At 54.1% G+C, this 23522-nt stretch carries 20 protein-coding genes and 1 pseudogene; 4 read left to right on the top strand and 17 right to left on the bottom strand.

All coding sequences use genetic code 11. From position 1 onward, the window contains the following. Nucleotides 1-13 precede the first annotated feature (13 nt). From NP590_RS07905 to NP590_RS07930, 6 genes and pseudogenes are all read right to left on the bottom strand, one after another. Nucleotides 14-433, bottom strand: a complete 420-nt coding sequence (locus NP590_RS07905) for a DUF2170 family protein (protein ID WP_256601784.1) — start codon at nucleotides 431-433, stop codon at nucleotides 14-16. A gap of 523 nt (nucleotides 434-956) precedes the next feature. Then, nucleotides 957-1280, bottom strand: coding sequence for a ferredoxin FdxA (gene fdxA / locus NP590_RS07910; protein WP_256601785.1), 324 nt, complete (start codon nucleotides 1278-1280; stop codon nucleotides 957-959). 147 nt (nucleotides 1281-1427) lie between these two features. Beyond that, nucleotides 1428-3539: an elongation factor G gene (fusA, locus tag NP590_RS07915; protein WP_256601786.1), complete on the bottom strand. Its 2112-nt coding sequence runs from the start codon at nucleotides 3537-3539 to the stop codon at nucleotides 1428-1430. A 143-nt stretch (nucleotides 3540-3682) separates the two neighbouring features. Then, nucleotides 3683-4708: pseudogene (locus NP590_RS07920) on the bottom strand (ketopantoate reductase family protein). After that, nucleotides 4612-5304, bottom strand: a complete 693-nt coding sequence (gene hda, locus NP590_RS07925) for a DnaA regulatory inactivator Hda (RefSeq protein WP_256601787.1) — start codon at nucleotides 5302-5304, stop codon at nucleotides 4612-4614. The pseudogene NP590_RS07920 and the gene hda overlap by 97 nt, the downstream one beginning before the upstream one ends. 11 nt (nucleotides 5305-5315) lie before the next feature. After that, the gene (locus NP590_RS07930) at nucleotides 5316-5660 is read right to left on the bottom strand and encodes a DUF2069 domain-containing protein (RefSeq protein WP_256601788.1); all 345 of its coding nucleotides are present in this window, start codon (nucleotides 5658-5660) and stop codon (nucleotides 5316-5318) included. A gap of 405 nt (nucleotides 5661-6065) precedes the next feature. Between NP590_RS07930 and NP590_RS07935 the strand changes: the two genes are divergently transcribed. Beyond that, nucleotides 6066-6983, top strand: a complete 918-nt coding sequence (locus NP590_RS07935) for a hypothetical protein (protein WP_256601789.1) — start codon at nucleotides 6066-6068, stop codon at nucleotides 6981-6983. A gap of 276 nt (nucleotides 6984-7259) precedes the next feature. On the opposite strand, the gene NP590_RS07940 is transcribed toward NP590_RS07935, so the two are convergent. Next, nucleotides 7260-8282, bottom strand: coding sequence for a hydrolase (locus NP590_RS07940; protein WP_256601790.1), 1023 nt, complete (start codon nucleotides 8280-8282; stop codon nucleotides 7260-7262). A gap of 110 nt (nucleotides 8283-8392) precedes the next feature. Here NP590_RS07940 and NP590_RS07945 point away from each other — a divergent pair, with 110 nt between their 5' ends. After that, nucleotides 8393-9340 (top strand): DnaJ C-terminal domain-containing protein, encoded by a 948-nt coding sequence (locus tag NP590_RS07945; protein WP_256601791.1) that lies wholly within the window; start codon nucleotides 8393-8395, stop codon nucleotides 9338-9340. A gap of 2 nt (nucleotides 9341-9342) precedes the next feature. Continuing rightward, nucleotides 9343-9651, top strand: a complete 309-nt coding sequence (locus NP590_RS07950; protein WP_256601792.1) for a chaperone modulator CbpM — start codon at nucleotides 9343-9345, stop codon at nucleotides 9649-9651. A 45-nt stretch (nucleotides 9652-9696) separates the two neighbouring features. On the opposite strand, the gene phoU is transcribed toward NP590_RS07950, so the two are convergent. The 6 genes from phoU to NP590_RS07980 all read right to left on the bottom strand — a co-directional run bounded on the left by phoU (nucleotide 9697) and on the right by NP590_RS07980 (nucleotide 17046). Further along, nucleotides 9697-10416, bottom strand: coding sequence for a phosphate signaling complex protein PhoU (gene phoU, locus NP590_RS07955; protein ID WP_256601793.1), 720 nt, complete (start codon nucleotides 10414-10416; stop codon nucleotides 9697-9699). Nucleotides 10417-10426: 10 nt separating this feature from the next. Beyond that, nucleotides 10427-11260 (bottom strand): phosphate ABC transporter ATP-binding protein PstB, encoded by an 834-nt coding sequence (gene pstB, locus NP590_RS07960; RefSeq protein ID WP_256601794.1) that lies wholly within the window; start codon nucleotides 11258-11260, stop codon nucleotides 10427-10429. Between the two features lie 37 nt (nucleotides 11261-11297). Continuing rightward, nucleotides 11298-12953, bottom strand: a complete 1656-nt coding sequence (gene pstA / locus NP590_RS07965; protein WP_256601795.1) for a phosphate ABC transporter permease PstA — start codon at nucleotides 12951-12953, stop codon at nucleotides 11298-11300. Next, a complete protein-coding gene (locus tag NP590_RS07970; protein WP_256601796.1) occupies nucleotides 12950-15229 on the bottom strand; it encodes an ABC transporter permease subunit in 2280 nt (759 codons plus the stop codon). Before NP590_RS07970 ends, pstA begins: the two co-directional genes overlap by 4 nt. 204 nt (nucleotides 15230-15433) lie before the next feature. Continuing rightward, nucleotides 15434-16423 carry a PstS family phosphate ABC transporter substrate-binding protein gene (locus NP590_RS07975; protein ID WP_256601797.1) on the bottom strand — a complete coding sequence of 330 codons (990 nt, stop codon included), beginning with the start codon at nucleotides 16421-16423 and terminating at the stop codon, nucleotides 15434-15436. Nucleotides 16424-16563: 140 nt separating this feature from the next. Then, nucleotides 16564-17046, bottom strand: coding sequence for a dihydrofolate reductase (locus tag NP590_RS07980; RefSeq protein ID WP_256601798.1), 483 nt, complete (start codon nucleotides 17044-17046; stop codon nucleotides 16564-16566). Between the two features lie 47 nt (nucleotides 17047-17093). Between NP590_RS07980 and NP590_RS07985 the strand changes: the two genes are divergently transcribed. Continuing rightward, nucleotides 17094-18104 carry an asparaginase domain-containing protein gene (locus tag NP590_RS07985; protein ID WP_256601799.1) on the top strand — a complete coding sequence of 337 codons (1011 nt, stop codon included), beginning with the start codon at nucleotides 17094-17096 and terminating at the stop codon, nucleotides 18102-18104. Between the two features lie 388 nt (nucleotides 18105-18492). Here NP590_RS07985 and NP590_RS07990 read toward each other — a convergent pair whose 3' ends face one another. The 4 genes from NP590_RS07990 to NP590_RS08005 all read right to left on the bottom strand — a co-directional run bounded on the left by NP590_RS07990 (nucleotide 18493) and on the right by NP590_RS08005 (nucleotide 23521). Beyond that, entirely contained in the window at nucleotides 18493-20385 is a 1893-nt protein-coding gene (locus NP590_RS07990) for a thiamine pyrophosphate-binding protein (RefSeq protein ID WP_256601800.1), read from the bottom strand. Nucleotides 20386-20769: 384 nt separating this feature from the next. Then, nucleotides 20770-21357, bottom strand: a complete 588-nt coding sequence (locus NP590_RS07995) for a phosphoheptose isomerase (protein ID WP_256601801.1) — start codon at nucleotides 21355-21357, stop codon at nucleotides 20770-20772. Between the two features lie 5 nt (nucleotides 21358-21362). Further along, the gene (locus NP590_RS08000; protein ID WP_256601802.1) at nucleotides 21363-21731 is read right to left on the bottom strand and encodes a YraN family protein; all 369 of its coding nucleotides are present in this window, start codon (nucleotides 21729-21731) and stop codon (nucleotides 21363-21365) included. Next, nucleotides 21731-23521: a penicillin-binding protein activator gene (locus NP590_RS08005; RefSeq protein ID WP_256601803.1), complete on the bottom strand. Its 1791-nt coding sequence runs from the start codon at nucleotides 23519-23521 to the stop codon at nucleotides 21731-21733. The genes NP590_RS08000 and NP590_RS08005 overlap by 1 nt, the downstream gene beginning before the upstream one ends. Between the last annotated feature and the right edge of the window lies 1 nt (nucleotide 23522).

A 23522-nucleotide genomic window follows, 5' to 3' on the forward strand; every position in this document is an offset into this window, starting at 1 on the left:
CTTTAGTGAGACGTCATTGCAGATAGTCGGCCATCAATTCGATGGCTTCCAGGGTGTTGTCACTCAGCGTCGCAATCTCATGCCGGATGGCGTCGATATCGGAGCGGGTGCTCAGCGCGCCGAAAATGATGTATTGCTGACCTATCTTGGAAAAAGAGGACAAGGGCATGGGAATATTCAGGGTCAACAAGGCTTCCAGCAGGGCTTCGCGCCGCTCGGGGATGATTTCCTGTTCACGCCAAAGGTAGGATACGCAAAGGATTTGACTGTCGTCTATGGTCACATAAACCGGAAATTCCTCCCTGTCCTGAATCAGAACCTGCAGCACCTGCAATTCAACCTCGATGATCTCGGGCGACAACATAGCACCGTTATCCAGCGTAGTGCGGCCCAGGCTCTCCGCCAATTGGCTTACCGTCAATTTGCCGTTCATCAAGTTAACTCCCGTCGTGAGTGCGCGTCCAATTTAGTCCGAACCCCATAACATGTCAAGACATATTATGGGGGGCTTTTGTGAACTGCGTTTCACAACAGGATAGTCGGTTTTTCAGGTTTATCGATGCAAGCGGTAGCTGATAACCGAACAGATTGAGCCGGAAGGCAGACCTTTATTGATTGCCGTCGCCGCGAAAGAATTGAAAGAAGTCCATCCCGTCACCCAGCGGGCCTGGGATAAAAACGGTACTCGTCTTGACAAAACTATCGGGGTGAAACTAAAGGGCTGGACGAGAGTGGATGTTACTCATACCGACTGAATGTAGATTGACGAACTCAAGCCGCTCGCTGATGGGAGCATCGCAAGCCTGAACAACATTTTGAGCCGTTTTTGCTGTCAACCCAGTCGGTTGACCGGGATTGCCTGTCAATTTGGCGGAGCGAGGCGGGAACCCGCCAGAACTTAGCGCTGGCGGGTAACGAAAATCTCAACTTGCCAGTAAAGATTTTCGGTCGAACAATTATCTTTCCAACAAGTCGAATTTGCCCGCTTTACCGTTCCATTCTTCGGCGTCCGGCAACGCATCCTTCACTTCGGTAATAGTGGGCCATACCTTGGCCAGTTCGGCATTCAACGCGATGAAATGCTCCTGACCTTCGGGCACTTCGTCTTCGGCGTGAATGGCATTGGCGGGGCATTCGGGTTCGCACAGGGTGCAGTCTATGCACTCGTCGGGGTCGATGACCAGGAAATTGGGTCCTTCGTGAAAGCAATCGACCGGACAAACGTCGACGCAGTCGGTGAATTTGCATTTAATGCAGTTTTCGGTAATTACAAAAGCCATAATGTTCTTCCTAGGTTAGGTACTGGAACAAGTTTCCGTGCGTTGCGGAAACTTTATGGTTAAAAATAAGCCTGTTCATCCGGCAATCGGTTCGAGAGCCGAAATGCCAAATGGAACCGGAGGCAGACGCCGCCGGTTCCAGACAGTTTACTTGTCCTTGTTTTTGTTGCGTTCGTTGACTTCTTTGATGACCTCGTCAGCCACGTTTTTCGGGCAGGCGATATAGTGGGAGAACTCCATGGAGAACTGGCCACGGCCGGAAGTCATGGTGCGCAAGTCGCCGATATAACCGAACATATCGCTCAGCGGCACGTCGGCTTTGATACGCACACCGGTGACGCCCGGATCTTGCGATTTGATCATGCCGCGCCGACGGTTCAAGTCACCGATTACGTCACCCACGTGCGCTTCCGGTGTAAATACGTCCACTTTCATGATCGGTTCCAGCAATTGCGGGCCGGCTTTCGGAATCGATTGACGATAGGCGGCGCGGGCGGCGATTTCGAAGGCGATGGATGATGAGTCAACCGCGTGGAAAGCCCCGTCGGTCAGATTGACCTTGAAGTCCAAGCATGGGAAGCCGGCCAACACACCTTTTTCGATACTGGCTTTGAAGCCTTTTTCCACGGCCGGCCAGTATTCCCGCGGCACGTTACCGCCCACCACGCTGGATTCGAACTGGAAACCGCTGCCGGGTTCGCCTGGTTCGATGATGTAGTTGATTTTGGCGTACTGACCTGAACCGCCGGATTGTTTTTTATGGACGTATTCGTCTTCGATGCGCTTGGTGATGGTTTCGCGGTAAGCAACCTGCGGTTTACCGACATTTACCTCTACACCATGGGTCCGTTTCAGGATGTCCACTTTAATATCCAAGTGCAACTCGCCCATGCCCTTGATGATGGTTTCGCCGGATTCCTGGTCTGTTTCCACGCGGAATGACGGATCTTCGGCAACCATTTTGCCGATCGCGATACCCATTTTTTCGTTGCTGCCCTTGTCTTTCGGCGAAATGGCGATAGAGATGACGGGGTCGGGGAATACCATGGGCTCCAAAGTAGCCGGCTGGTCCGGATCGCACAAGGTATGGCCGGTTTGCACGTTTTTCAAACCGATCAAGGCCACGATATCGCCGGCTTGAGCGGTTTCGATTTCGTTGCGGTCATCGGCGTGCATTTCCACCATCCGGCCCACCCGTTCGGTTTTGCCGGTGTAGGTGTTCAATACGGTGTCGCCTTTTTTCAATTTACCGGAATAAATTCGCACAAAGTTCAGCGCGCCGAAACGGTCGTCCATGATTTTGAAGACCAAGCCGCGGAACGGACGCTCGGGATCGACAATGGCGTGTTCGCCGGTGGGTACGCCTTCGATGTCGGTTTCAGGCTGTGGATTGACTTCGGTCGGGTTCGGCAGGTATTCGATAACGCCATCCAGCACCAGTTGCACGCCCTTGTTTTTGAATGAAGAACCGCAATAGGTCGGGAAGAAATCCATTGCAATCGTACCCTTGCGGATACATTTTTTGATTTCCTCGATACTCGGCTCTTCGCCTTCCAGGTATTTCTCCATGATGTCGTCATCTTGGTCGGCAACCGAATCGATCAACTTCGCGCGCCATTCTTCGACTTGCTCGACCATGTCGGCCGGTACGTCTTGAATTTCATATTTCAACGGGTCGCCGGAGTTGTCCCAGACCCAGGCTTTACGGGTCAACAGATCGACCACGCCGACAAAGTTTTCTTCTTCACCGATCGGCAGGGTCATAACAACCGGCTTCGCACCCAGCACGTCTTCGACTTGTTTGACGACGCGATAAAAATTGGCGCCCAGACGGTCCAGTTTATTGACATAGATGACGCGGGAGACTTTGGAGTCGTTCGCGTAACGCCAGTTGGTTTCGGATTGCGGTTCAACGCCGCCGGAGCCGCAAAATACGCCGATACCGCCGTCCAATACTTTCAGCGAACGATACACTTCGATGGTAAAGTCGACGTGGCCCGGGGTGTCGATGATATTGAAGCGGTGGGCTGGAAATTGATTGGTGCTACCCGGCCACATGCAGGTGGTCGCCGCCGATTGAATGGTGATGCCGCGTTCTTGTTCTTGCACCATGAAGTCTGTGGTCGCCGCACCATCGTGTACTTCGCCGATTTTGTGGATTTTGCCGGTCAGCTTCAAAATCCGTTCGGTGGTGGTGGTTTTACCGGCATCGACGTGCGCGAAGATACCGATGTTTCTATAAAGCGATAGATCAGTCATGGTTGTACTCTATTAAGGAGATGAAAACGTTTTTACCCTTGGCACCATTGCCTCGGTTTCTTCAAGAACAGGGTCAATGAAAAATCCGCCTATTCTAACCGAAAAATCAAAAAAAGCAGAATGTCAATTATGTTTCAGGATTTTTATAGGCCTTGATCGAGGACTTGCAGCTCTCTTAACTTCATTAATGCGTAGAGGGTTTCCAGGGTCGGGCAGGGAGCGAATTGGCGGTGGGCGGCTCGAACGGCATTACCCAAAATGACTTCGGTTTCCATGGCGTGTCCGCGCTCAAAATCCAGCAACATGCTGGTTTTGTAGGGCGGCATCTCATACGTGTTGCGTATGTTGGTTTCAATAAGCTCATCGTCGAGCGGATGCCCGCAAGCGGCGGCGATATCGCAAACTTCCCGCATGATGCGGCGAACCAGGGCTTCCTGTTGCCGCAAAATGGCCAGGGTCGGCAAGCCGCCCGATAGCACCGACAAGGGATTGAACGCCGCATTCCAGACGCATTTTTGCCAACGGCCGGCCACGATATCCTCGCTGACGACACATTCGATGCCGGCCTGGGTAAACAGCTGCTGCAAATGGCGAGTCTTGGCCGATATACCGGCGGGCAGGTTGCCCAGCATCAGTCTGCCGTATGCCAGATGGCGGATCTCGCCGGCCTGCAAACGGTTGCAACAGACAAAGGCCAGACCGCTGATCAGTTGATTATCCGGAAAGGCCTGTTGCAACTCGGCTTCGATTTCTACCCCGTTTTGGATGAAAACAATCGCGGTACCGGGACGAACGGCGCCCTTTATCAGGCCTACGCGATCGACATCCCCGGTGACTTTAGTGCACAGGATCAGATAATCGACATCCCCCGCATAGTCGCCGGCTTGCCGCAATACCTGTTCAGGCGTAAACCGCCATTACCCCAAATCGCAGCTATCGATAAGGTAGCCCTGTTGTTTGACCAAGTCGTAATCGGACCGGCACACCACCGAGACTTCGGCACCGGCCCTGGCCAGCAAACCGCCGTAAAATCCGCCGATAGCTCCGGCTCCGACAACCAGTATTTTGTCGCTCATGACTGCTCCGCCAGAATCTGCTTTAAGAACGGAATGGTCAGTTTGCGTTGCGCCGCCAATGTGGCCTTGTCGATTTTTTCCAATAACCGCCATAAAGCCGGCAGATCGTGTACATAGTGGTTTAGCAGAAAGCGGCCGACCTTGGGCGGAATATCGAAGCCCAAAAAATGCGCCTTAAAAGTCAACGCATCGATGATCTGATCGTCCCGCAAGGGCTGAATTTTAAGCGTCAGACCCCAGCCCATGCGGGTTTTCAGGTCCGGCAAATCAAACGGCAGATATTTGGGCGGACAATCGGCGGCCAGCAGCAGCTTATGGTTGTTCTGGCGATGGCTGTTATAGAAGGCAAACAGGGCGGATTCCCAATCGGCATGGCCGGCGATATGCCGCAAATCGTCGAAACAGACCAATTCCATGTCCTCCAAGCCCTCCAACAACTTCGGCGAAGGCAGCCGATCGGGAATGAACTTAAGATAGAACGGATCCTTACCGCCGGCCTTGGCTTGTTGGCAACAGGCTTGTAATAAATGGCTTTTGCCGCTGCCGCTTTCTCCCCAGATGTACAGCTGTTGCTCCGCGCCGTCGCCCGCCATCGCCCGCAGACTGGTGATGATTTCACCATTATGGCCGGCAAAAAAACCGGCAAAGCTCGGATTGGTCTGAAACTCGAACTGTAGCGGAACCTGCATAACCGAATCGCTTAGGCTTTTTCGGCCTTGTAGACATAAAAGCCGGCCCCGAAACACAGCAGTAGACTGAACAGAACTTCCAGCAGAGCGTAGGGCCGCGCGTCTTGATCCACATAAGCTTCGATCACGCCGTGCGCGAAGTAAGGCAGGCTCAGGTAGCTCATCCAGGTGCAGCTTTTCAGATTGCGGTCCAAAAAGCCCTTAAAAGGCAGTAATAACGGGCCGACACCGACAATCAGCAACAAAGCCGTCGGCCAGCGGGGCGAGGGCAATAAGACGGTATGCCAAGCCATCAACAACAAAAACAAACAAAAAAATCCGGTCAAACCGGCGTAATAAAAATGGATACGTTGCATGATGGGCAGTCTGAGCGGTGCGGTTGATCAGCGAAACAAAGCCTTATTATCACAAAGTCCGCAAAAGAATGTTGCACCGGATGGCTACGGCCAGCTTATAAACCTCTATAAAAGCCCGATACCGCGAAAATGACGGACATCAACTTGCCCAGCCTGCGCCGCGGTCACGCCCTACGTGTAAGGCGCGCTTGCGCCGATGGATTACAACAAACTTAAATTGCGAGGATTATCAAGGGACGGCATACAGGCCCGAGGTCGGTAGGCTCAAGCTGGACCGCCGGACGAGTATCGGTCTACTATTGACCCTGCGCGATTCAGCCACGGCTCGCACCGCCGTCTGAATCGCATGACGACCGAGGCCAAATAAGCAAAGCCCCTCATCCGGGCATCGAGAAGGAGAAACCTATGTTGAAAATGATTGCCCGGGCGGCGCTTATGCTGGGATTGTTTATTCAACCCGCGCGAGCGGCACTACCCGATGCGGCCGGCTTGGAAATACTGCTTAACCTGACCGCCGACAGGATGACGACAGAACTTGGCGAAGGCAAAGGGTATTCCTACTACACTTACGGCACCAAGGAACTCATGGTTGCCACGGGCGATCTGGACGGCGACGGCAAGCCCGAAATCGCCGCGCGCGGCGTGTATTTCATGGGCGTCGGCTCATACGACCTGGTGGATATTTTCCAGGACAGGGGCCAGGGCTATGAGCGGGTGGACTTTATCAACCTCTACAACGTGGGCCTGCTGGACAAGGTGAAATCCCTGCAAATCAGTAACGGCGTTTTACAGATTGAAACAACGGCAATCGAGCGCGGCGCCTCAATCGTGCAATCCGCCGCATTTCACTGGACCGGTCCGGAAAAGCTGGTCAAGGCAGACGCTCCGAATTCTCAAGCACCTGGATTAGCGCCATCGGCCTCCATATCGCCGCCGATCAATTCCGCTCCATGGGAATTCAAAGTCGTTCGCGGCAAAAAAATTGCCGGCGTATTGAACGGGGCGCCGGGCATTCAAGCGTTGAATCTGTTTTGCGAAGGGAACATCCCTGTTTTTGCCGTGACGTTTAATGCCGCGCAACCCAATCCGGTGCGTCTTGAAATACAGATCGGCAACATGATTTATCCATTTGTATTAGCCCATCAACCGAATGCCGGCGGCATTCGCATGGTGAACCTAAAGCAGTCGGCCTTTCCCAAAAAGCTGCTGGAAGGCGACGAATATGCACAAATCTCGCTGAATGGCATGAGTTACGGTGTTTTATCGCTTAAAAACGCGGCCGCCGCCAGCCGGCAAAGTCTGGCGGACTGTTACCGGTATTGAACCATTTACTCTGAAAGTAAAAAATCGAGCGGGTGGTTGCTTGTTGGACAGGCGTCGGCAGCAAGGATGCTGCCGTCGAGCCTACACGGACGTATTTACGGCGTCCTGTCCGGCGAGGAACCGTGCCCAGCTGCACTACTTTCATTTGCCGGGGCGATCGCCCGGCCTTCATGAACGTTACTTACAAGCAGTTTCAGCAAACCGCCGCAGCCTGCCAAGGCAAGGTCATTCAGGCACTGAAGGTGGCGAACAGGGCATACTCCGCGGCGGTCTGCGTCAATCCGCCGCGCCTGTCCGTAATTCCTGCTTGTCCAGCCGTGCCAGCAAATATTGAGGTATGCGGCTCTCCAGCCAATACTCGGCTTTAAGAAGCTTGCCGGCACCTACAAAGCCCACGTGACCGCCGCCGCTATAAATTTCCAGCTCGACTTGGCGCGACAATTCGGCGGCTTCCGGCAGCACCGCCGGCGTCATGAAAGGATCGTCGGCGGCCTGGATCACCAGTGTCGGCACCCGAATTGCCGACAAAAACTGCCTGGAACTGGAACGACGGTAATAATCGTGCACATCGATGAAGCCGTGTAGTTTGGCCACCACCCGGTCATCGTATTGCCAGAACGATTTGATGCCCGACCATTCGCCCAAGCGGTTCAATTTGTCCGCTTCCGTTTGAAAGCCGTTTTGTCGCAGAGACCGCCGCTTGATATCCATATAGCGCTTTAATTCGTCCAACAAATACTTGCGGTAAATCCTGGAAAATCCCTTGTCCAATTTGCTGGCGCATTCATGCAGCAGCAACGGCACGCAGACCGCCACGGCCGCCGCAATAGTGGCTTTATCGGCCTGTTCGCCCAACCATTTCAACAACACATTACCGCCCAACGAAAAGCCGACCGCGGCGATAACGGAGTCCGGGTAACGTTGCCGTACACACCTATAGACGAAGTCAATGTCTTCCGTCTCGCCGGAATGATAACAACGCGCCGCGCGATTGGATTCGCCGCTACAACCGCGAAAGTTCATCGCCACACTGGCCATGCCGGCTTGCAGCAAAGCTTTTTGAAGCCCCAGAATGTAGCCGGATTCCGAACTGCCGGACAATCCGTGCAGCAAAATCACGATTACTCCGGCATTTTCGCCGTACCAATCCAGGTCAATAAAATCGTCGTCCGGCGTTATCAGGCGCTCGCGGGTGCGCGGCAGGGGCTTGATTTTGCGTAACAAGGCCGGATATAGGGTTTGCAGATGCGGACTGCGCAACCACCATGCGGGCCGAAAAACATGTCGGGTGATAGGCATGCCTACTTAACCTGGCCAAAATTTTCGTCTGATGTTGTATGCTGTTTTCATATTCATTCGGTATTAGCCACTCAGCATACCTGGCGTGACGACAATCACAAGGGGGATCATTGCAATATAAGGATTATTATCAAATCTTGGGCGTCAAGAAGGACGCCGCACTGGCCGATATTAAAAAGGCCTTCCGCAAGCTGGCCCGTAAATATCATCCGGACGTATCCAAGGAGGCCGACGCGGAAGCCAAGATGAAGGAGGTCAACGAGGCCTATACCGTGCTGTCCGACGTCGAAAAGCGCGCCGCTTACGATCAGCTGGGAAGGGGCTACCGACCCGGCCAGGAATTTAACCCGCCGCCCAACTGGGATGCCGGGTTCGAGTTTTCCGGACGCGGCTTCAATGCCGGCGAAGCCGCCGAATTCAGCGATTTTTTTGCCGAACTGTTCGGAAAAATGCGCGGAGGACAGAGCGGGGAGCACGCGCGCGGTAACTTCAGTGCCCGCGGCGAAGATCATCACGCCAAGGTCATGCTGGATCTGGAAGACAGCTTCAAGGGCGCTTCCAGGCAAATCGGTCTGCGGGTGCCGCGCATGGATCGGCAGGGCCGAATGGTATTGGAAAACCGGCTGCTGAACATCAAAATACCGCAAGGAGTTTACGAAGGCCGGATCGTGCGCTTGGCCGGCCAGGGTTCGCCGGGACTGGGCGACGGCAAAGCCGGCGATTTGTTGTTGGAAGTCTGTTTCAACCCACACCCCAGGTTTAAAATCGATGGCCGTAATCTGCATCTGACTCTGCCGGTGGCGCCCTGGGAGGCGGCATTGGGCGCGATGGTGACGGTCAATCTTATCGACAGCCAGTTGAAAGTACGCATTCCCGAAGGCACCCAAAGCGGCAAACAGCTGCGGCTGGTCGGCAAGGGCATTCCCGGCCAACCGCCCGGCGATCTGCTGCTGACCGTACAGGTGGTATTGCCGCCCGCCAATACGGAAAAAGCCCGGCAATTTTATCAGACCATGGCGCGGGAACTGGCTTTCGACCCGCGCGCAACAAGGAGTTGAATATGCCACACACTGAAATTATGCTGACTTCGGTTGTAGAGGAGACTTATTTGACGCTGGAGCAATTGGCCACACTGTGCGCGGTCGAACCCACCTGGGTAGTGCAACGCCTGGAGGAGGGCCTGTTGTCCGCCGCTTCCCGTGAGCCGGACCAGCATTGCTTTACCGCCATGCAATTGACCCGGGCCAAACGCATGCTATCGATAGAACGAAATTTCGACGCGGAGCCGGAGCTGGCCGCCCTGGTGGCGGATATGCAGGAAGAACTGGACAGTCTGCGCCGTCAGTTGCTGCGCCTCGGCCAACCCTGACGAAGGCAAAGCCGGCAGTAGCCGGCTTTTTTCAGGCCGGAAGCTTCAACGCACTTCGTTGACGGTCTTTTCCAGCTCTTCGTGACTGAGGTGGCGCACGTCCTTGCCCTTGACCATGTAAATCACATGTTCGCAGACGTTGCAGGAATGGTCGCCTATCCGCTCCAGGGCGCGGGCGGTCCACAGCATGTCCAGGGCGCGGGTGATATTGCGCGGGTCTTCCATCATTTGGGTGATCAACTGGCGGGTAATACTGGTGTATTCTCGGTCCACCTTGTGGTCCTGAGCGGTAATGGCAATCACTTCCTCGGTATCGGTGCGGGCATAGGCGTCCAGCGCGCCGTTGAGCATGTCCTTGACCATCTCCAGCAAATGCTCGATTTCGTAGTATTTGTCTTGATAATAATCGGCCGCTTCGATGCGCATGGTCATTTTGGCGATGCGGGCGGCTTCGTCGCCGATACGCTCCAGATCGGTAATGATCTTGATGGTGGCGATCAGCATGCGTAAATCGAAGGCGGCGGGCTGGCGCTTGGCCATGATTTCGGTGCATTCGTGGTCTATGTCTTTTTCCAGCGCATTGATCAGCTGATCCTGCTGTATAACTTTTTCGGCGCTTTCCATGTCGTAACTCATGAAGGCATTGGTGGCCAGATCGACCTGTTGCTCGACCAAGCCGCCCATGGTCAACACCTTGTTGCGGATGTCTTCCATTTCCTTGTTGAACTGGCGGGAAATGTGTTGATTGATGATGCTGTTATCCATGAATACGCTCCTAACCGTAACGCCCGGTAATGTAATCTTCGGTTTGTTTTTTTGCCGGATTGGTAAACAGCTCGCTGGTTTCACCAAACTCGATCAGCTCGCCCATATACATGAACGCGGTGTAATCGGAGACTCGGGCCGCTTGTTGCATATTATGAGTAACAATCACAATTGTATATTTTTCCTTCAGCTCGTCTATCAATTCCTCGATTTTCAGGGTTGAAATCGGGTCCAGTGCCGAAGCCGGTTCGTCGAGCAAAATGACCTCGGGCTCGATGGCTATGGCGCGGGCTATTACCAGCCGTTGTTGCTGACCGCCCGACATGCCCAGGGCATTATCGTTCAGCCTGTCCTTGGCTTCGTCCCACAATGCCGCTCCGCGCAGGGATTTTTCGACGATTTCATCCAGCACCCGCCTGTCGTTGATGCCCTGAATGCGCAAACCGTAAGCCACGTTTTCGTAGATGCTTTTCGGAAAAGGGTTGGGCTTTTGAAACACCATGCCGACGCGGCGGCGCAGGGCGGCCACGTTGACGTTTTTATCGTAAATATCTTCGCCGTCCAGCAACAGCTTGCCTTGAATACTGACCCCGTCGACCAGATCGTTCATGCGGTTGATGCAGCGCAACAAGGTCGATTTGCCGCAGCCGCTAGGGCCGATATAAGCGGTAACCTTTTTGCGCGGCATTTCCATGCTGACATTGTGCAACGCCTGTTTGCTGCCGTAAAACAAATTCAAATCCCGCACCGAAATGCAGGTATCGAACTTGTCGCGGCCGGGTTTCTCCGCCCGGTTCAGCACATTGATATCGATGGCGTGGGGTTTTCTTGCTTCAGTTGTCATTATGTGTAATCCAAACCTGTCTTGTTGATGAACAACGTTAATTTTCCAGTGCGCGGTACTTTTCTCTTAAATTGTTGCGGACGGCGATGGCGAACATGTTCAAACCGACAATCACCATCACCAGCAGCAAGGACGTGGCATAAACCAAGGGCCGCGCCGCTTCCACGTTGGGGCTTTGGAAACCCACGTCGTAAATATGAAAACCCAGGTGCATGAATTTTCTGTCCAGATGCAGGTAGGGAAAGTTGCCGTCCAACGGCAGGGTGGGGGCCAGTTTGACCACGCCGACCAGCATCAAGGGCGCCACTTCGCCCGCCGCGCGCGCCACAGCCAGAATCAGGCCGGTCATGATGGCCGGACTGGCCATCGGCAACACGGTGCGCCACAAGGTTTCAGCCTTGGTGGCCCCCAGGGCCAGACTGCCTTCGCGTATCGATTTGGGTATGCGGGACAGGCCTTCTTCGGTGGCGACGATCACCACCGGCAAGGTCAATAAAGCCAGGGTCAGGGATGCCCACAGCAAACCCGGCGTGCCGAACACAGGGGCGGGCGCCGCTTCCGGAAAAAAAATCCGGTCAATGTTGCCGCCTATGATGTAAACGAAAAAACCCAGACCGAACACGCCGTAAACGATGGAAGGCACCCCGGCCAGGTTATTCACCGCTATGCGTATGATGCGGGTGATAAAACCCTGCTTGGCGTACTCCCTCAGGTAGACTGCCGCAATGACGCCGAACGGCGTCACCACCACGGCCATCAACATCACCATCAACACCGTACCGAATATGGCCGGAAAAATGCCGCCCTCGGTATTGGCCTCGCGCGGGTCTTCGGTAATAAAGGCCTTGAAGTTTTTCACGTACTCCACAGCTTTGTCCAACACGCTCATCGCATTGGGACGGGTCAGTTTCACCACCCGATTCAAGGGTATGTTGATTTCCCGTCCGCCCGCTTCGGAGACCACTATGCTGTAAGTCTTGATTTCCCGGTTCAGTTGGCTCAGTTGCGTCTGGATAACTTTGTACTGCTCCTCGTAAGCCTGTTTTTGCGCGGCGAATTCCCGGCTTTTGGCGTCGTCCCATTGGTTTTTCAATTCCAGCGCGCGCTGTTTCAGGCGCAGCCGTTCCAGATTGTAATTGACCGCCCCCACGTCTTTGTTTTGCAGACGGTCGATTTCATCGAACAAGTCCAAGGCCTTGGCCAGCTTTTCCCCCGCCACCGGCCAGGCTTGCTCGCCAGTGGCGATCGTTTCGCCGTTCTGCTTGACGGCCAGCAAGCGGCCGTAAAAATTGCCCCACTCTCTGCGCTCCACCGCAATCAAGTCGTCCGGGGTGGATTTTTCGCGGATATATTGATCCAGAATCCAGCGGAAATCGCTGCCCAGGATATCGCGGTTACCGGTTTTTACCAGATACTTATGCAGGTACTCGGCGCCGTTCAATACCTCGAATCCCGCCTCCCTGGCCTGGGCTTCGTGCAGCAGGGATTCGTCCACTTCCTCGCCGATAATGACGGAATTCCGGCCGTCTTGATCACGGTATTGATATTCCAGAATGTCCGCCGGCCAAAAATGCCCCAGGCCGCGTATGGCGATCAGCAACAACAAACCGACGACCAGCAGCAAATTGATGCTGACCGCGCCGGCGGTCATCCATATCCACGGCGAACCGCTCTTAAACCATGCTTTAATCATAACGAACTGTATTTTTGTCTCAAATTCTGACGCACCAACTCAGCCAGCGAATTGACGATGAATGTGAACATGAACAGCACCAGGGCTGCTAAAAACAGTACCCGGTAATGGGTGCTGTTCACTTCGGCCTCCGGCATCTCCACGGCAATATTGGCCGACAAGGTTCGCAAGCCCTGAAAGATGCTGATGTCCATCACCGGCGTATTGCCGGTTGCCATCAAGACGATCATGGTTTCACCGACCGCGCGGCCCAGGCCAATCATTACCGCCGAAAAAATACCCGGACTGGCGGTCAGAATCACCACCTTGGCCAAGGTTTGCCAAGGCGTGGCACCCAAAGCCAGCGAGCCGGTCGTCAAATGTTTGGGTACGCTGAAGATGGCATCTTCGGCAATCGAGAACACCATGGGAATCACGGCAAAGCCCATCGCCAAACCCACCACCAGGGTGTTGCGCTGGTCGTAGCCGATGCCGAACTCGTTACGCATCCAGGCCCGCAAATCGCCGCCGAAACACAACTCTTCGATAAACGGACTCGCCGCAAACGCCAACCAACCGCACAGGATGATGACCGGAATCAGTACGATGGCATCCCAGCCGTCGGGAACTTTGTTGCGAATGGTTTTTGGCAAATGCTGCCAGATGTAGGCGAAAATCATTACCCCCAGAGGCACCACCATCAGCAATGCAAAAATGCCGGTCAAATGCATTTCCACGAAGGGCGCCAGCCAGAGACCGGCCAGAAAACCCAGAATCACCGTGGGCAGCGCCCCCATGATTTCTATGCCGGGTTTGACGTACTGGCGCATGCCCGGCGCCATGAAATAACCGGTATAAATCGCCCCGAACAACGCCAGCGGAATGGCCACCAGCATGGCATAAAAAGAGGCTTTCAAGGTGCCGAACACCAGCGGCGTCAGGCTCATTTTCGGTTCGAAGTCGTTACTGGCGGCCGAAGACTGCCAGATGTAGTCCGGCTCGGCGTAACTCTCGTACCAGACTTTTTGCCAAAGGGAGGACCAGGACACTTCCGGATGCGGATTCTCCACTTGCCAGTGTTCGATTTTGCCGTTTTCGCTTTGCAGCAAAAAAGCATTGGCGCGCGGCGATAAAGTCACGGCAAGCGGCTTGGCATCCACCACTTTTTCCCGGATCACTTCGCGTTCGGCCGTGGTGTTATAAATTCCCATTGTGCCATTGGCATCAACCGCCAACAAACCCTTGCGGCGTTGTTCGGGATTGATGGTAACGATGGGCGCATCCGACACTTTGAAGCCGCGCAATTTCCGCACGCTGTAATGATTTTGTTTGTCGCGCACGATAGTCCATTGCGCCAACCCGCCACGACTATCACCGATCAACAACGAAATGTCGCCGTTCAGAAATTCCATGCTGGTGATTTCGCCACCCTGTTGCATGACGTTGATTTTGTGCTTGATGACGGGGTTGGCCTTATCGGACACATCCACCACGGTCAAATCGCCGCCGCGGCCGGCCAGATACAGGTTACGAAACTCTTTATCTAGCAACATGAAGTCCACATCGCCGGCCGTCATGTCCACCACGGCATCGTTGCGCTCCCAGCTGACTTCGTCGTCGAACAGGGACTCTTTTTTGACCAGGGTTAGAAACAGCAGGCGGTTGTCTGCTGTTTTGGCCAAAAAGCTGCTGTTTTTGTCGCCGACTTTAACGGTAATCTTGTCAAGAGCCTGTCCATTATTATCGACAAGGGTCGGCTCAGTGCCCAGCGGATAAGATATGCTGGGCGTGATCAGCCGCTTGCCGCCGGGATACGATAATTTGTATTCGTGCCTGACCACCAGGGCCCGGCCATCCGACAGGCCGTAAACGATAATACCCTTGTCCACGCCGCCATGCGCATGACTGGTAATCCGCGCGCCTTCCGGTATCGGCAAATCGACCACCCGGTTTACCTGGCCGTCCGCCACTGCAAAAAATATGGCCTTGCCGGTATCGGTAAAACGCACGCCTATCTCGTTTTGTTCCTCCATGGACAAAAACACCGTACTGCCCATGGCCGGCTCCGGTGCATCGTAACGGCTGACCGCTTCCGCGCTCGACGATAACAACAGCGGAAACACCACATAAAGCAGATAGAAAAAAATCAACACTATCGCCAGAATGATGCTCAAGCCGCCGATAACAACGGCTTTCGCCACGATTTTATCTTTTAACAATCGCCAACGCTGGTATGCATCGCTTGAAGACAACTGCAACAGCGTCGATTTTGCCGCGGGAGATTGAGGTTCAGACATAACAAAACATAAGTAGTATACGTGGCGTCCTTGTATCACAACACAAGGCTATTAAGTATAAAAAAGCCGACAAATCACCAGGGTAACTTATCGGCTTTGCGAGGGGCGTAAAATCGACCCGCATTAACCAAGGATCGATTTCACTTTAATTCCCTTGAGCATCCTTGCCATTGCTTTCCTGTATCACTCATCCGTAAATGATGCTTATTCGATCAACGTCAGGGCCTTTTCCACTACCTTGGCCGGCATCGGGATATAACCGTCCTTGACCACCACTTGTTGGCCGGTTTTGGACAGCACCATTTTGATAAACTCTTTTTCCAGCGGCGCCAACGCTTCGTTAGGCTTTTTGTTGACGTAAACATACAGGAAACGGGACAGCGGATAGGCTCCGGAAGTGGCGTTCTCGGGCGTGGGCTCGACGAAAGGCGCGCCTTCCTTGGTCGACAAGGGAATCGCTCTTACGCCGGAAGTGGAGTAGCCGATGCCGGAATAACCTATACCGTTATTGGATGTAGTCACTGCCTGCACCACGGAAGCAGAGCCCGGCTGTTCGTTGACATTGCTTTTGAAATCGCCCTTGCACAGCCCTTCGTCCTTGAAGAAACCGTAGGTGCCGGAAACCGAGTTACGGCCATACAATTGGATGGGCTTGCTTGCCCAGCCGCCGGTCAAACCGGCTTCGCCCCAGGTGGTAATATCCGTGGCGTAACCGCATTTACGGGTCGATGACATGATGGCGTCCACTTGCGGAATGCTCAAGCCTTTAACGGGGTTATCCTTGTTGACAAACACCGCCAAGGCATCGATAGCCACGGGAATCGCGGTCGGCTTGTAACCGTATTTGCTTTCGAAATCGTCGATTTCGTTGTCCTTCATTTTACGGCTCATCGGACCCAGGTTGGAAGTACCCTCGGTCAGCGCCGGCGGGGCGGTCGAAGAACCGGCCGCCTGAATTTGAATGTTGACGTTGGGATACAACTTGCCGAACTCTTCAGCCCACAAAGTCATCAGGTTGGCCAGGGTATCGGAACCGACGCTGGAAATATTCCCCGATACGCCGCTGGCCGCCGCATATTCAGGTAGCGCGGGATCGAGGGACGCGGGAGCCGCCGCCACGCCAGCCGGCAAAAATGCGCTGGACGCCAAGCCAAAACCTAGAACAAGCGACTTCAGCTGAAATGTTTTTTTCATATTATTTCTCAATCAATGTTAGAAACCGGAAGCTATACTGCCTTTTAAGAGTGACAATAGTATGAAGCAAATATGACAGTTTTATGACAACGCGTAATTGTAAGCCTCCATACGCCGTTTTGCCATCGCTAAAGCCGCTTTCACCTCGTCAACTTTAAGAAACTGTAGGAAAAATCCACGTTGGCATCATCGTCCACATCGACCCGTTCCAAGGTTTGCCAGACCGAATAATCCAGCCCCGGAAACCGGGTATCGCCGGAAAACTCTCTGTGTATCAAGGTTAAATAAAGATAATCCGCGGCCGGCAACAGGGCTTCATAAAGCGTGGCGCCGCCGATCACAAACAGTTCGGGACTGGCTTGGGCATGCCGCAATGCGCTCTCGATATCGGCAAAAACCCGGCAACCCGGTTGTTGATAGGCCGGATCACGGCTGACGATGAGGTTTTCCCGGCCAACCAACGGCCTGCCTATGGCATCGAAAGTTTTGCGCCCCATCAGAATCGGTGAACCCAGGGTGATCTGCTTGAAGCGCTTTAAGTCCGCCGACAAATGCCAAGGCATTTTGCCGTCCAAACCGATGACCCGATTGCTGGCCATGGCGACGATCAGTGAAATTTTCATGGATTGTGATTACTATGCGCGGCTTAACTTTCGGCTGCTTATTTTATATGAAACATATCCTGTTAGTCTTCACGGGCGGCACCATAGGCTCCCAAGTCAGCCACGGCACTATCGACACCCATGCCGACGCCGGCTATCAATTACTGCAATTGTTTACGCGGCGCGACCCCGATCACGAGCGGATTCGGTTTACCTGCCTGCAACCTTTGCAAATTCTCAGCGAAAATCTGCATCCGCTTGCATGGCAACAGATTATCGAGGCCGTGGAAAGCCAGGATTTATCCCGATTCGACGGCATCATCGTTACTCACGGCACCGACACCCTGGCTTATAGCGCGGCCGCCTTGGGTATTTATTTCAACGGCTTGAACATTCCGTTGCTGCTGGTTTCCAGCAATTTTCCGCTGGATTATCCGCTGGCGAACGGTTTGAATAATTTCGTTTGCGCGGTGGACTACATTCGCCAAGGCCGCCAAGCCGGCGTTTTTGTGCCTTATCAAAATCCCGGCCATGCCATGCAGGTACATATTGCGACACGCTTGAGCAATTGCCTGCCGCTCAGTGGCGATTTCATCAGTGTGCAATCCAGACCCTATCTAAACTACGAAAACGGTCTGTTTACCGAATTGCATGCCTTGCCGGCCAGACAGACGGCGGGCATCGAACTAAAAAACCGCTTCGCGGGCATTTTGCTGATCAAACCGTATCCCGGCTTGAATTACCGAAATTTTGCCCTGGAAAACGTCGATGCGGTGCTGCACGAACTCTATCATTCCGGCACGGCCTGCGCCTCCGAGCAATGGGGAAAAGACCACAGCCTGCCGGCCTTCTGCGAACGCTGCCGACAAAGCGGAATTGGGTTTTATATGGCGCCAGCCCTCAAATCGGATGCGGCATATAGTTCGACGCAACGGATGCTGGCCGGCGGCGGAAAAATGATCTGGAATACATCGATTGAGTCGGCATATGCCAAACTCGGCTTGGCCTACGCCAATTACGACGACTTGAACATGATAGATGACTTCATCAGTCGGGATGTGGCCTGGGAGCAGGTTTAAACATTCATGGCCCATAACAGCGGTCCGGCGCAAATTAACCGGACGTGTTGCTGAGACTGCCGTCAACAACAGCCTCGGAAATAAGAAAAGTTATGCCCGAGGCGGCTGATTATTTTGACGAGCCGAATAAATTATTACTTTTAATAAAGCTTCCTATGCTATCGCCAAGAACCACGTAAATCACGTAGGAAAAATAAAGTACGGTTAATGCATAAATAATTGCAGACATAATGTTTAATTGAAACCCAATAATAAATTAAATAACAAATCCATCCTTTAGGGGTCGCCGTCTTAAAAGCCCTTCTCCTTGCGGGGGAAGGGCTTGATTGGATATTGACGATACCCTCTTGAGCAAAGAGCGCATCCCGCGCCCCAAATCAGGCAGGGTTTAGTTTTTCAGGAAACTCGCCATGATGCCGGCCGGATCGATACCTTGATGCGGGAATTGCTCCCACAGGCCGCCGCAGCCTTCCTTGTGCGTGGCGATGTAGGCGTATTTCGGTGTGTAACCGCGCTCCAGCAACCAGGTACCCATGCGGCTGCCCAAACCGGTTTTACGGTTAAACGATTCAACCACCATCACTTTCGGCGCTTTGCCCAATTTGGTCAGCATGTCTTCGTCGATGACATTCAGTGTGGGTTTGTTGATCAAACCGACATCAACACCTTGCTGTTTCAAACGTTCGACCGCATCCAGCGCGCGATACAAGGCTTCACCGAAGCTGACGATGTATCCCGCCGTACCTTCGCGAATCACTTCGTCCTTGCCGGGAACGAATTTGTAGTCGCCGCCGAAGAACTCGTTGCCGTTACCATCCAGAATGGTCGGCACTTTGGAACGGGTGGAGAAGATGAAACGCAAACCCGGATCGAAGAAAACCTTTTCCACGCAAGCTTTCATTTGCAAGGGATCAGCCGGGAAATACAGCTTGGTTTCATAAGCATCGCTCAAACCGTTGTCGGCAAACATGTTGTTCAAACCGAAATGGCAGGTGTTGTCGGCCATGTCGTCGATGCCGGAATGCGAGAAATGGCTCAGCACGTTGGAGTTATTCAAGCGGGCCATGGTGATTTCCGACATCAGCATTTCCAAGAATGCGCTGAAAGTGCCGAAAATGCCTTGTTTGCCAGCTTCCATGCCGAAGCCCGCGGCGGCGGAGAAATTGCCGCGCTCCATGATACCGGAGGAGATGAACACTTCCGGGAAGGCCTTGTGGATTTTGAACAGACCGCAAGAACCTTCCAAGTCGCTGTCGACCACCCGGACTTTGGCAATCCGCTCCGCTTCGCTCAAACGGCCCAAGACCTCCACGCAGGCGTCGCCGAACACGTTGCGGTTGGCATCCCATTTGTCGCTGGAACCCAAAAATACCGCGTCGTTCTTTGGCGCCTTGACTTCGCGCAGTGCATCGGCGGCGGCTTGTCGGCCGTGCGATTCCAGATATTCCAACGCCACTTTCACCGATACCACGTCATGACCGTGCGTCGAGCCTTCCAGACCGACAATGCCGGGACACATCGGCCGATGGTTGATGACCGCCACCGGACCCGGCGTATTGATCGCGGTAATGATGCGTTTGTACAAATCGTCCAGGTCTTCACCGTCGCCTTCCAGCACGGTGACGCCTTGACCGGCCAGGGTTTTGGCGGTGCTGCAACCTTTCAGATATTCGGACGGATGACCGGCGATGGTGACGTTGTTATCGTCGATGATCAGTTTAACGTTCAAGCCTTGGGCTACGGCCAGGCGTGCCGCTTCGGCATCGTTGCCTTCCTGTTGCGAACCGTCGGAACCCAAGCAAAACAAGGTTTTATCGGGATTGGCGATCGCCACGCCGTTGACATACGGCCACATGTGGCCCAAGCGGCCGGAGCTAAACTTGACGCCGGGGGTAAAGCCCAATTCGGGGTGGCCCGGCAAATGCGAATGCGCCGCGCGGTATTCTATCAAGCGTTCCGCCGGCAAATCGCCGTTCAGCGCGGACATCAAATACTGAGTAGCGACACGGTGTCCGGCTTCATCGAAGAAGATAGGCACAAAATCGTTGGAGCTGTGGAACAGGGCATCCATGATCATGACTTCCGGCACGGTATCGTATGGGCCGCCGGTATGGCCGCCCACGCCACGGGCCGCGCCATTTGCCGTGAAATAGACAATCGCGTCGCGGCACAATTGAATGTTGGCTTTCAGGCTGGCGCGTTGCGCGTCAGTCAAAGTTGGGTTTTTCGGGTCTAAAGTAACGCGCTGATAAGCGCCGAGATCGATTGGAAATTTGGACATAGTAAATCTCTGGTAAGGGTATTATTGTTATAGGCGGACGATAGTAAATCGTACTGCCTTATTACCGCCGCTGAAGCTAAAACGGCACCGATAGGCTAATAATGTATTTGTTTATTAGCTACAAACATGATGTTTTTTTGCAAAAGCAGTTGTTTGTAAGTAGCTAATTAAATTAGCTTTTCCGAGCCGTTGCGTGAACCTTACACCCAATAAATCGGGCTTTGCAAGTTTTTTAAAATACCTTTTAATTATTAATAATTAACGCCGTTCCCCAATCAGTCCTTGAGGAAACCTCGTTTTTACAACGTAAACCGAATGGCGCGCATCCCGGCCCGAATACCAGGAAACACCGACCGTTCATCATTAGCTTAAATTGATGAAAAACTAGCCGCCGAACAATTGGTGGTCTATCAAATCGCATAGACAATGCGAGATCAGCAGATGCACTTCCTGAATACGGGCGGTCGAACCGGACGGCACCCGAATTTCGATATCGGCTTCGTTGAGCACGCCGGCCAAGGCACCGCCATCCTTGCCGCTGAGCGCAATTACAGTCATATCCCTGTCGTGCGCCACTTTGACCGCCTTGATGATATTACCGGAGTTCCCGCTGCTGGTATACACCAACAGAATGTCGCCGGCCTGCCCCAGGGCGCGAATCTGCTTGGCGAATACTTCGTCGAAGTGGTAATCGTTGGCGATCGAGGTGATGGTGGAGGTATCGGTACTGAGGGCAATCGCCGGCAGGGCCGGCCGCTCGCGCTCGAAACGATTCAGCATCTCCGAGGAAAAATGCTGCGCATCGCCGGCGGAGCCGCCGTTGCCGCAGGTCAGCACCTTTTTGTCGTTCACCAATGCCTCGACGATTTTTTGCGAAGCGAATTCAATCAGTTCGCACAGACTGGCCATGGCATCCTGCTTGGTCTGAATGCTGTCGGAAAAGTGGTTGATGATACGGTCTTGTAAGCTCATAGGGGTCAGGTTTGAAAAGCGTTTTTAATCCAATTGATGCGGTTGTCGCCGGACAGGGCCACCACATCAAAGCGGATGGCATGATGGCTCAGGCTGTTGATTATGACATAGTGTTGCGTGGCGGCGACGATACGCGCCTGTTTTTGCCTGCCTATGCTGGCCAGGGCGCCACCGAATCGTTCGGATTTGCGATAGCGTACTTCCACGATCACCAAGGCCGCGCCGTCGCGCATCACCAGATCCAGTTCGCCCAGCTTGCAGCGAAAATTGCGGGTTACCAGCGTCAAACCCTGTTGTTGCAGATAACTCAGCGCCCGTTGCTCGGCGGCATCCCCATGCAGCAAATGCGCGGGCTTGGATTTACCGAACAACATTATTCGGCGTATCCGGAGGCTACCGGTACCCCACCCTTGAACTGGGCGCAGACCAATTTGCGGGTGACCCGATTTTCATTATCCAGCGACAATCGCCCGGTAGCGCCGGCATGCGGCGCGCTGGCCAGGCGATCCAGCTGCCCCAGCAAATTGTAGGCATCCAGGCCCAGCGCCACCAGCCGGCTCAAACTGTCCGACAGTCCTTGCAAATCGCCCCGTAGCGCGGACTGGCTCAACGGGCCGCCGACATAGCCGTCGAATATCCAGGGGATGTCGCAAAAACCGAACAAACCCAATTCGGCATCCCGCGCCGGATTGGGCGAACCGGAGTAAATGGTCGGCATGGCGTAGACCGCCAAATCGGTGTTTTGCTGATATTTCAATTGCGGAGCCAGTTCGCGGGCCGCCTCGGCATTGGCGCTCAACAGCAAGGCGCGGGACGGCTGCCGGCCGTCGGGATATGCGGATGTACCGAACAGCCGACCCATCACGGCCCCAATGTCATGCTGTTTCGGATCGTAGGACTGCATGCCAGCAACCGTTCCACCATGTTTCTGCCAGGCGTTAGCCAAATAATGACCGATACGTTCGCCTTGCTGGGTATTGGGCACCAATACCAAGGCGCTTTGCCGGCCATCGCGCAGCGCTTTTAACGCCAAGGCCTCTGCTTCGTCCAGCGGACTCAAGCCAAACTGATACAAATGGGTTTGGCTGACATTTTCGACATGATTCAAGGCCAACACCGGCACGCTCAGATAGACATTATTCGCCAGGGCCTGAATCTGTTCCTTGACCAAGGGCCCAATCACCTGCTTGGCCCCCTCGGCAACCGCCTGTTGGTACAGGCTAACAATATCGTCCTCGGCACTGTCGTAAAACTTCAACGGTAATTGGGGGCTGGCGCTGGCCGCCAACCTATGCGCCGCTTGCAGACCCGCCTTGATCGCCTTGCCGGCGGGGGCGTAGGCGCCGGAGGACGGCAGCAATACCGCGATCATGCCGGCCGCCGACGGCTCGGACGGTGCTGTTTCGTCGCCGGCGCTCTCTTGCGCGGAGGCAACCGGCGCGGACAGATAAGCCTGTAAAAATTCGGCATTGGCGGCATGACCGGGGTAATTTTGCCGCCATTGCTGAATTTGACCGCCGATGTCGACCCCCGGCCGGTTGCGTTGCTTGAGTATCCTGGCCAGCGACATCCAACCGCTTAACTCCCCCGCCATTTGCGGATGGGTCTGCAGGGTTTCTTCCGGCAACACGCCTAGCATGTCGATGATGGCCATGATATTGGCTTGCTGTTGCCGGGTATCCTTTAACAAATTCCCCAAGCTGATGCGGGCGCTGACCCCTTGCAGTACGTTGCCCAGCAACAGATTGGCAAAAGCCAGCGACTGGTAATAACCTATCTTATCCTCACCCGCCAGCAAGGCCGGCCGTACCATTTTCAATTTCTGCATGGCCTGCTCGGCATCGCCCATGCTTAACGCAATTTGCGCCGCCAATACATTGAATTTTCCGCGTTGTTCCGCGGACAAGCCGGCTTCACGGATCAAATCCAGTTCCTTTTGGGCCGCCAGATTGTCTCCGGCTTGAATGAGGGTATCGGCACTCAATAAATGCCCGTCCGCCCTGTCATCCGCCAAACCATAACTTTTTACCGCTTCCGTGTTGGGCGGCCGGCGTTGAGCTTGGGGTTTTAACGCCGGCCTAGGCTGGTTTTTCACCGGCTCCGTGGAGCAGGCCGCCAAAAAAAAGCCGGCAAAAATACAGCAAGCCAGCAAGCGACGGGGCATA

Source organism: Methylomonas subterranea (genome assembly GCF_024505185.1).
Classification (GTDB): Bacteria; Pseudomonadota; Gammaproteobacteria; order Methylococcales; family Methylomonadaceae; genus Methylomonas; species Methylomonas subterranea.

Coding starts and splice junctions, on each gene's coding strand:
- NP590_RS08000 (WP_256601802.1), bottom strand. CDS start 21,731: ATGTTGTTCGGTAAATCCAAGCCCGCGCATTTGCTGCATGGGGATGCC.
- phoU (WP_256601793.1), bottom strand. CDS start 10,416: ATGGATAACAGCATCATCAATCAACACATTTCCCGCCAGTTCAACAAG.
- pstA (WP_256601795.1), bottom strand. CDS start 12,953: ATGATTAAAGCATGGTTTAAGAGCGGTTCGCCGTGGATATGGATGACC.
- fdxA (WP_256601785.1), bottom strand. CDS start 1,280: ATGGCTTTTGTAATTACCGAAAACTGCATTAAATGCAAATTCACCGAC.
- NP590_RS07985 (WP_256601799.1), top strand. CDS start 17,094: ATGAAACATATCCTGTTAGTCTTCACGGGCGGCACCATAGGCTCCCAA.
- NP590_RS07950 (WP_256601792.1), top strand. CDS start 9,343: ATGCCACACACTGAAATTATGCTGACTTCGGTTGTAGAGGAGACTTAT.
- NP590_RS07990 (WP_256601800.1), bottom strand. CDS start 20,385: ATGTCCAAATTTCCAATCGATCTCGGCGCTTATCAGCGCGTTACTTTA.
- NP590_RS07905 (WP_256601784.1), bottom strand. CDS start 433: ATGAACGGCAAATTGACGGTAAGCCAATTGGCGGAGAGCCTGGGCCGC.
- hda (WP_256601787.1), bottom strand. CDS start 5,304: ATGCAGGTTCCGCTACAGTTCGAGTTTCAGACCAATCCGAGCTTTGCC.
- NP590_RS07930 (WP_256601788.1), bottom strand. CDS start 5,660: ATGCAACGTATCCATTTTTATTACGCCGGTTTGACCGGATTTTTTTGT.
- fusA (WP_256601786.1), bottom strand. CDS start 3,539: ATGACTGATCTATCGCTTTATAGAAACATCGGTATCTTCGCGCACGTC.
- NP590_RS07970 (WP_256601796.1), bottom strand. CDS start 15,229: ATGTCTGAACCTCAATCTCCCGCGGCAAAATCGACGCTGTTGCAGTTG.
- NP590_RS07980 (WP_256601798.1), bottom strand. CDS start 17,046: ATGAAAATTTCACTGATCGTCGCCATGGCCAGCAATCGGGTCATCGGT.
- NP590_RS07975 (WP_256601797.1), bottom strand. CDS start 16,423: ATGAAAAAAACATTTCAGCTGAAGTCGCTTGTTCTAGGTTTTGGCTTG.
- NP590_RS07940 (WP_256601790.1), bottom strand. CDS start 8,282: ATGCCTATCACCCGACATGTTTTTCGGCCCGCATGGTGGTTGCGCAGT.
- NP590_RS07995 (WP_256601801.1), bottom strand. CDS start 21,357: ATGAGCTTACAAGACCGTATCATCAACCACTTTTCCGACAGCATTCAG.
- NP590_RS08005 (WP_256601803.1), bottom strand. CDS start 23,521: ATGCCCCGTCGCTTGCTGGCTTGCTGTATTTTTGCCGGCTTTTTTTTG.
- NP590_RS07935 (WP_256601789.1), top strand. CDS start 6,066: ATGTTGAAAATGATTGCCCGGGCGGCGCTTATGCTGGGATTGTTTATT.
- pstB (WP_256601794.1), bottom strand. CDS start 11,260: ATGACAACTGAAGCAAGAAAACCCCACGCCATCGATATCAATGTGCTG.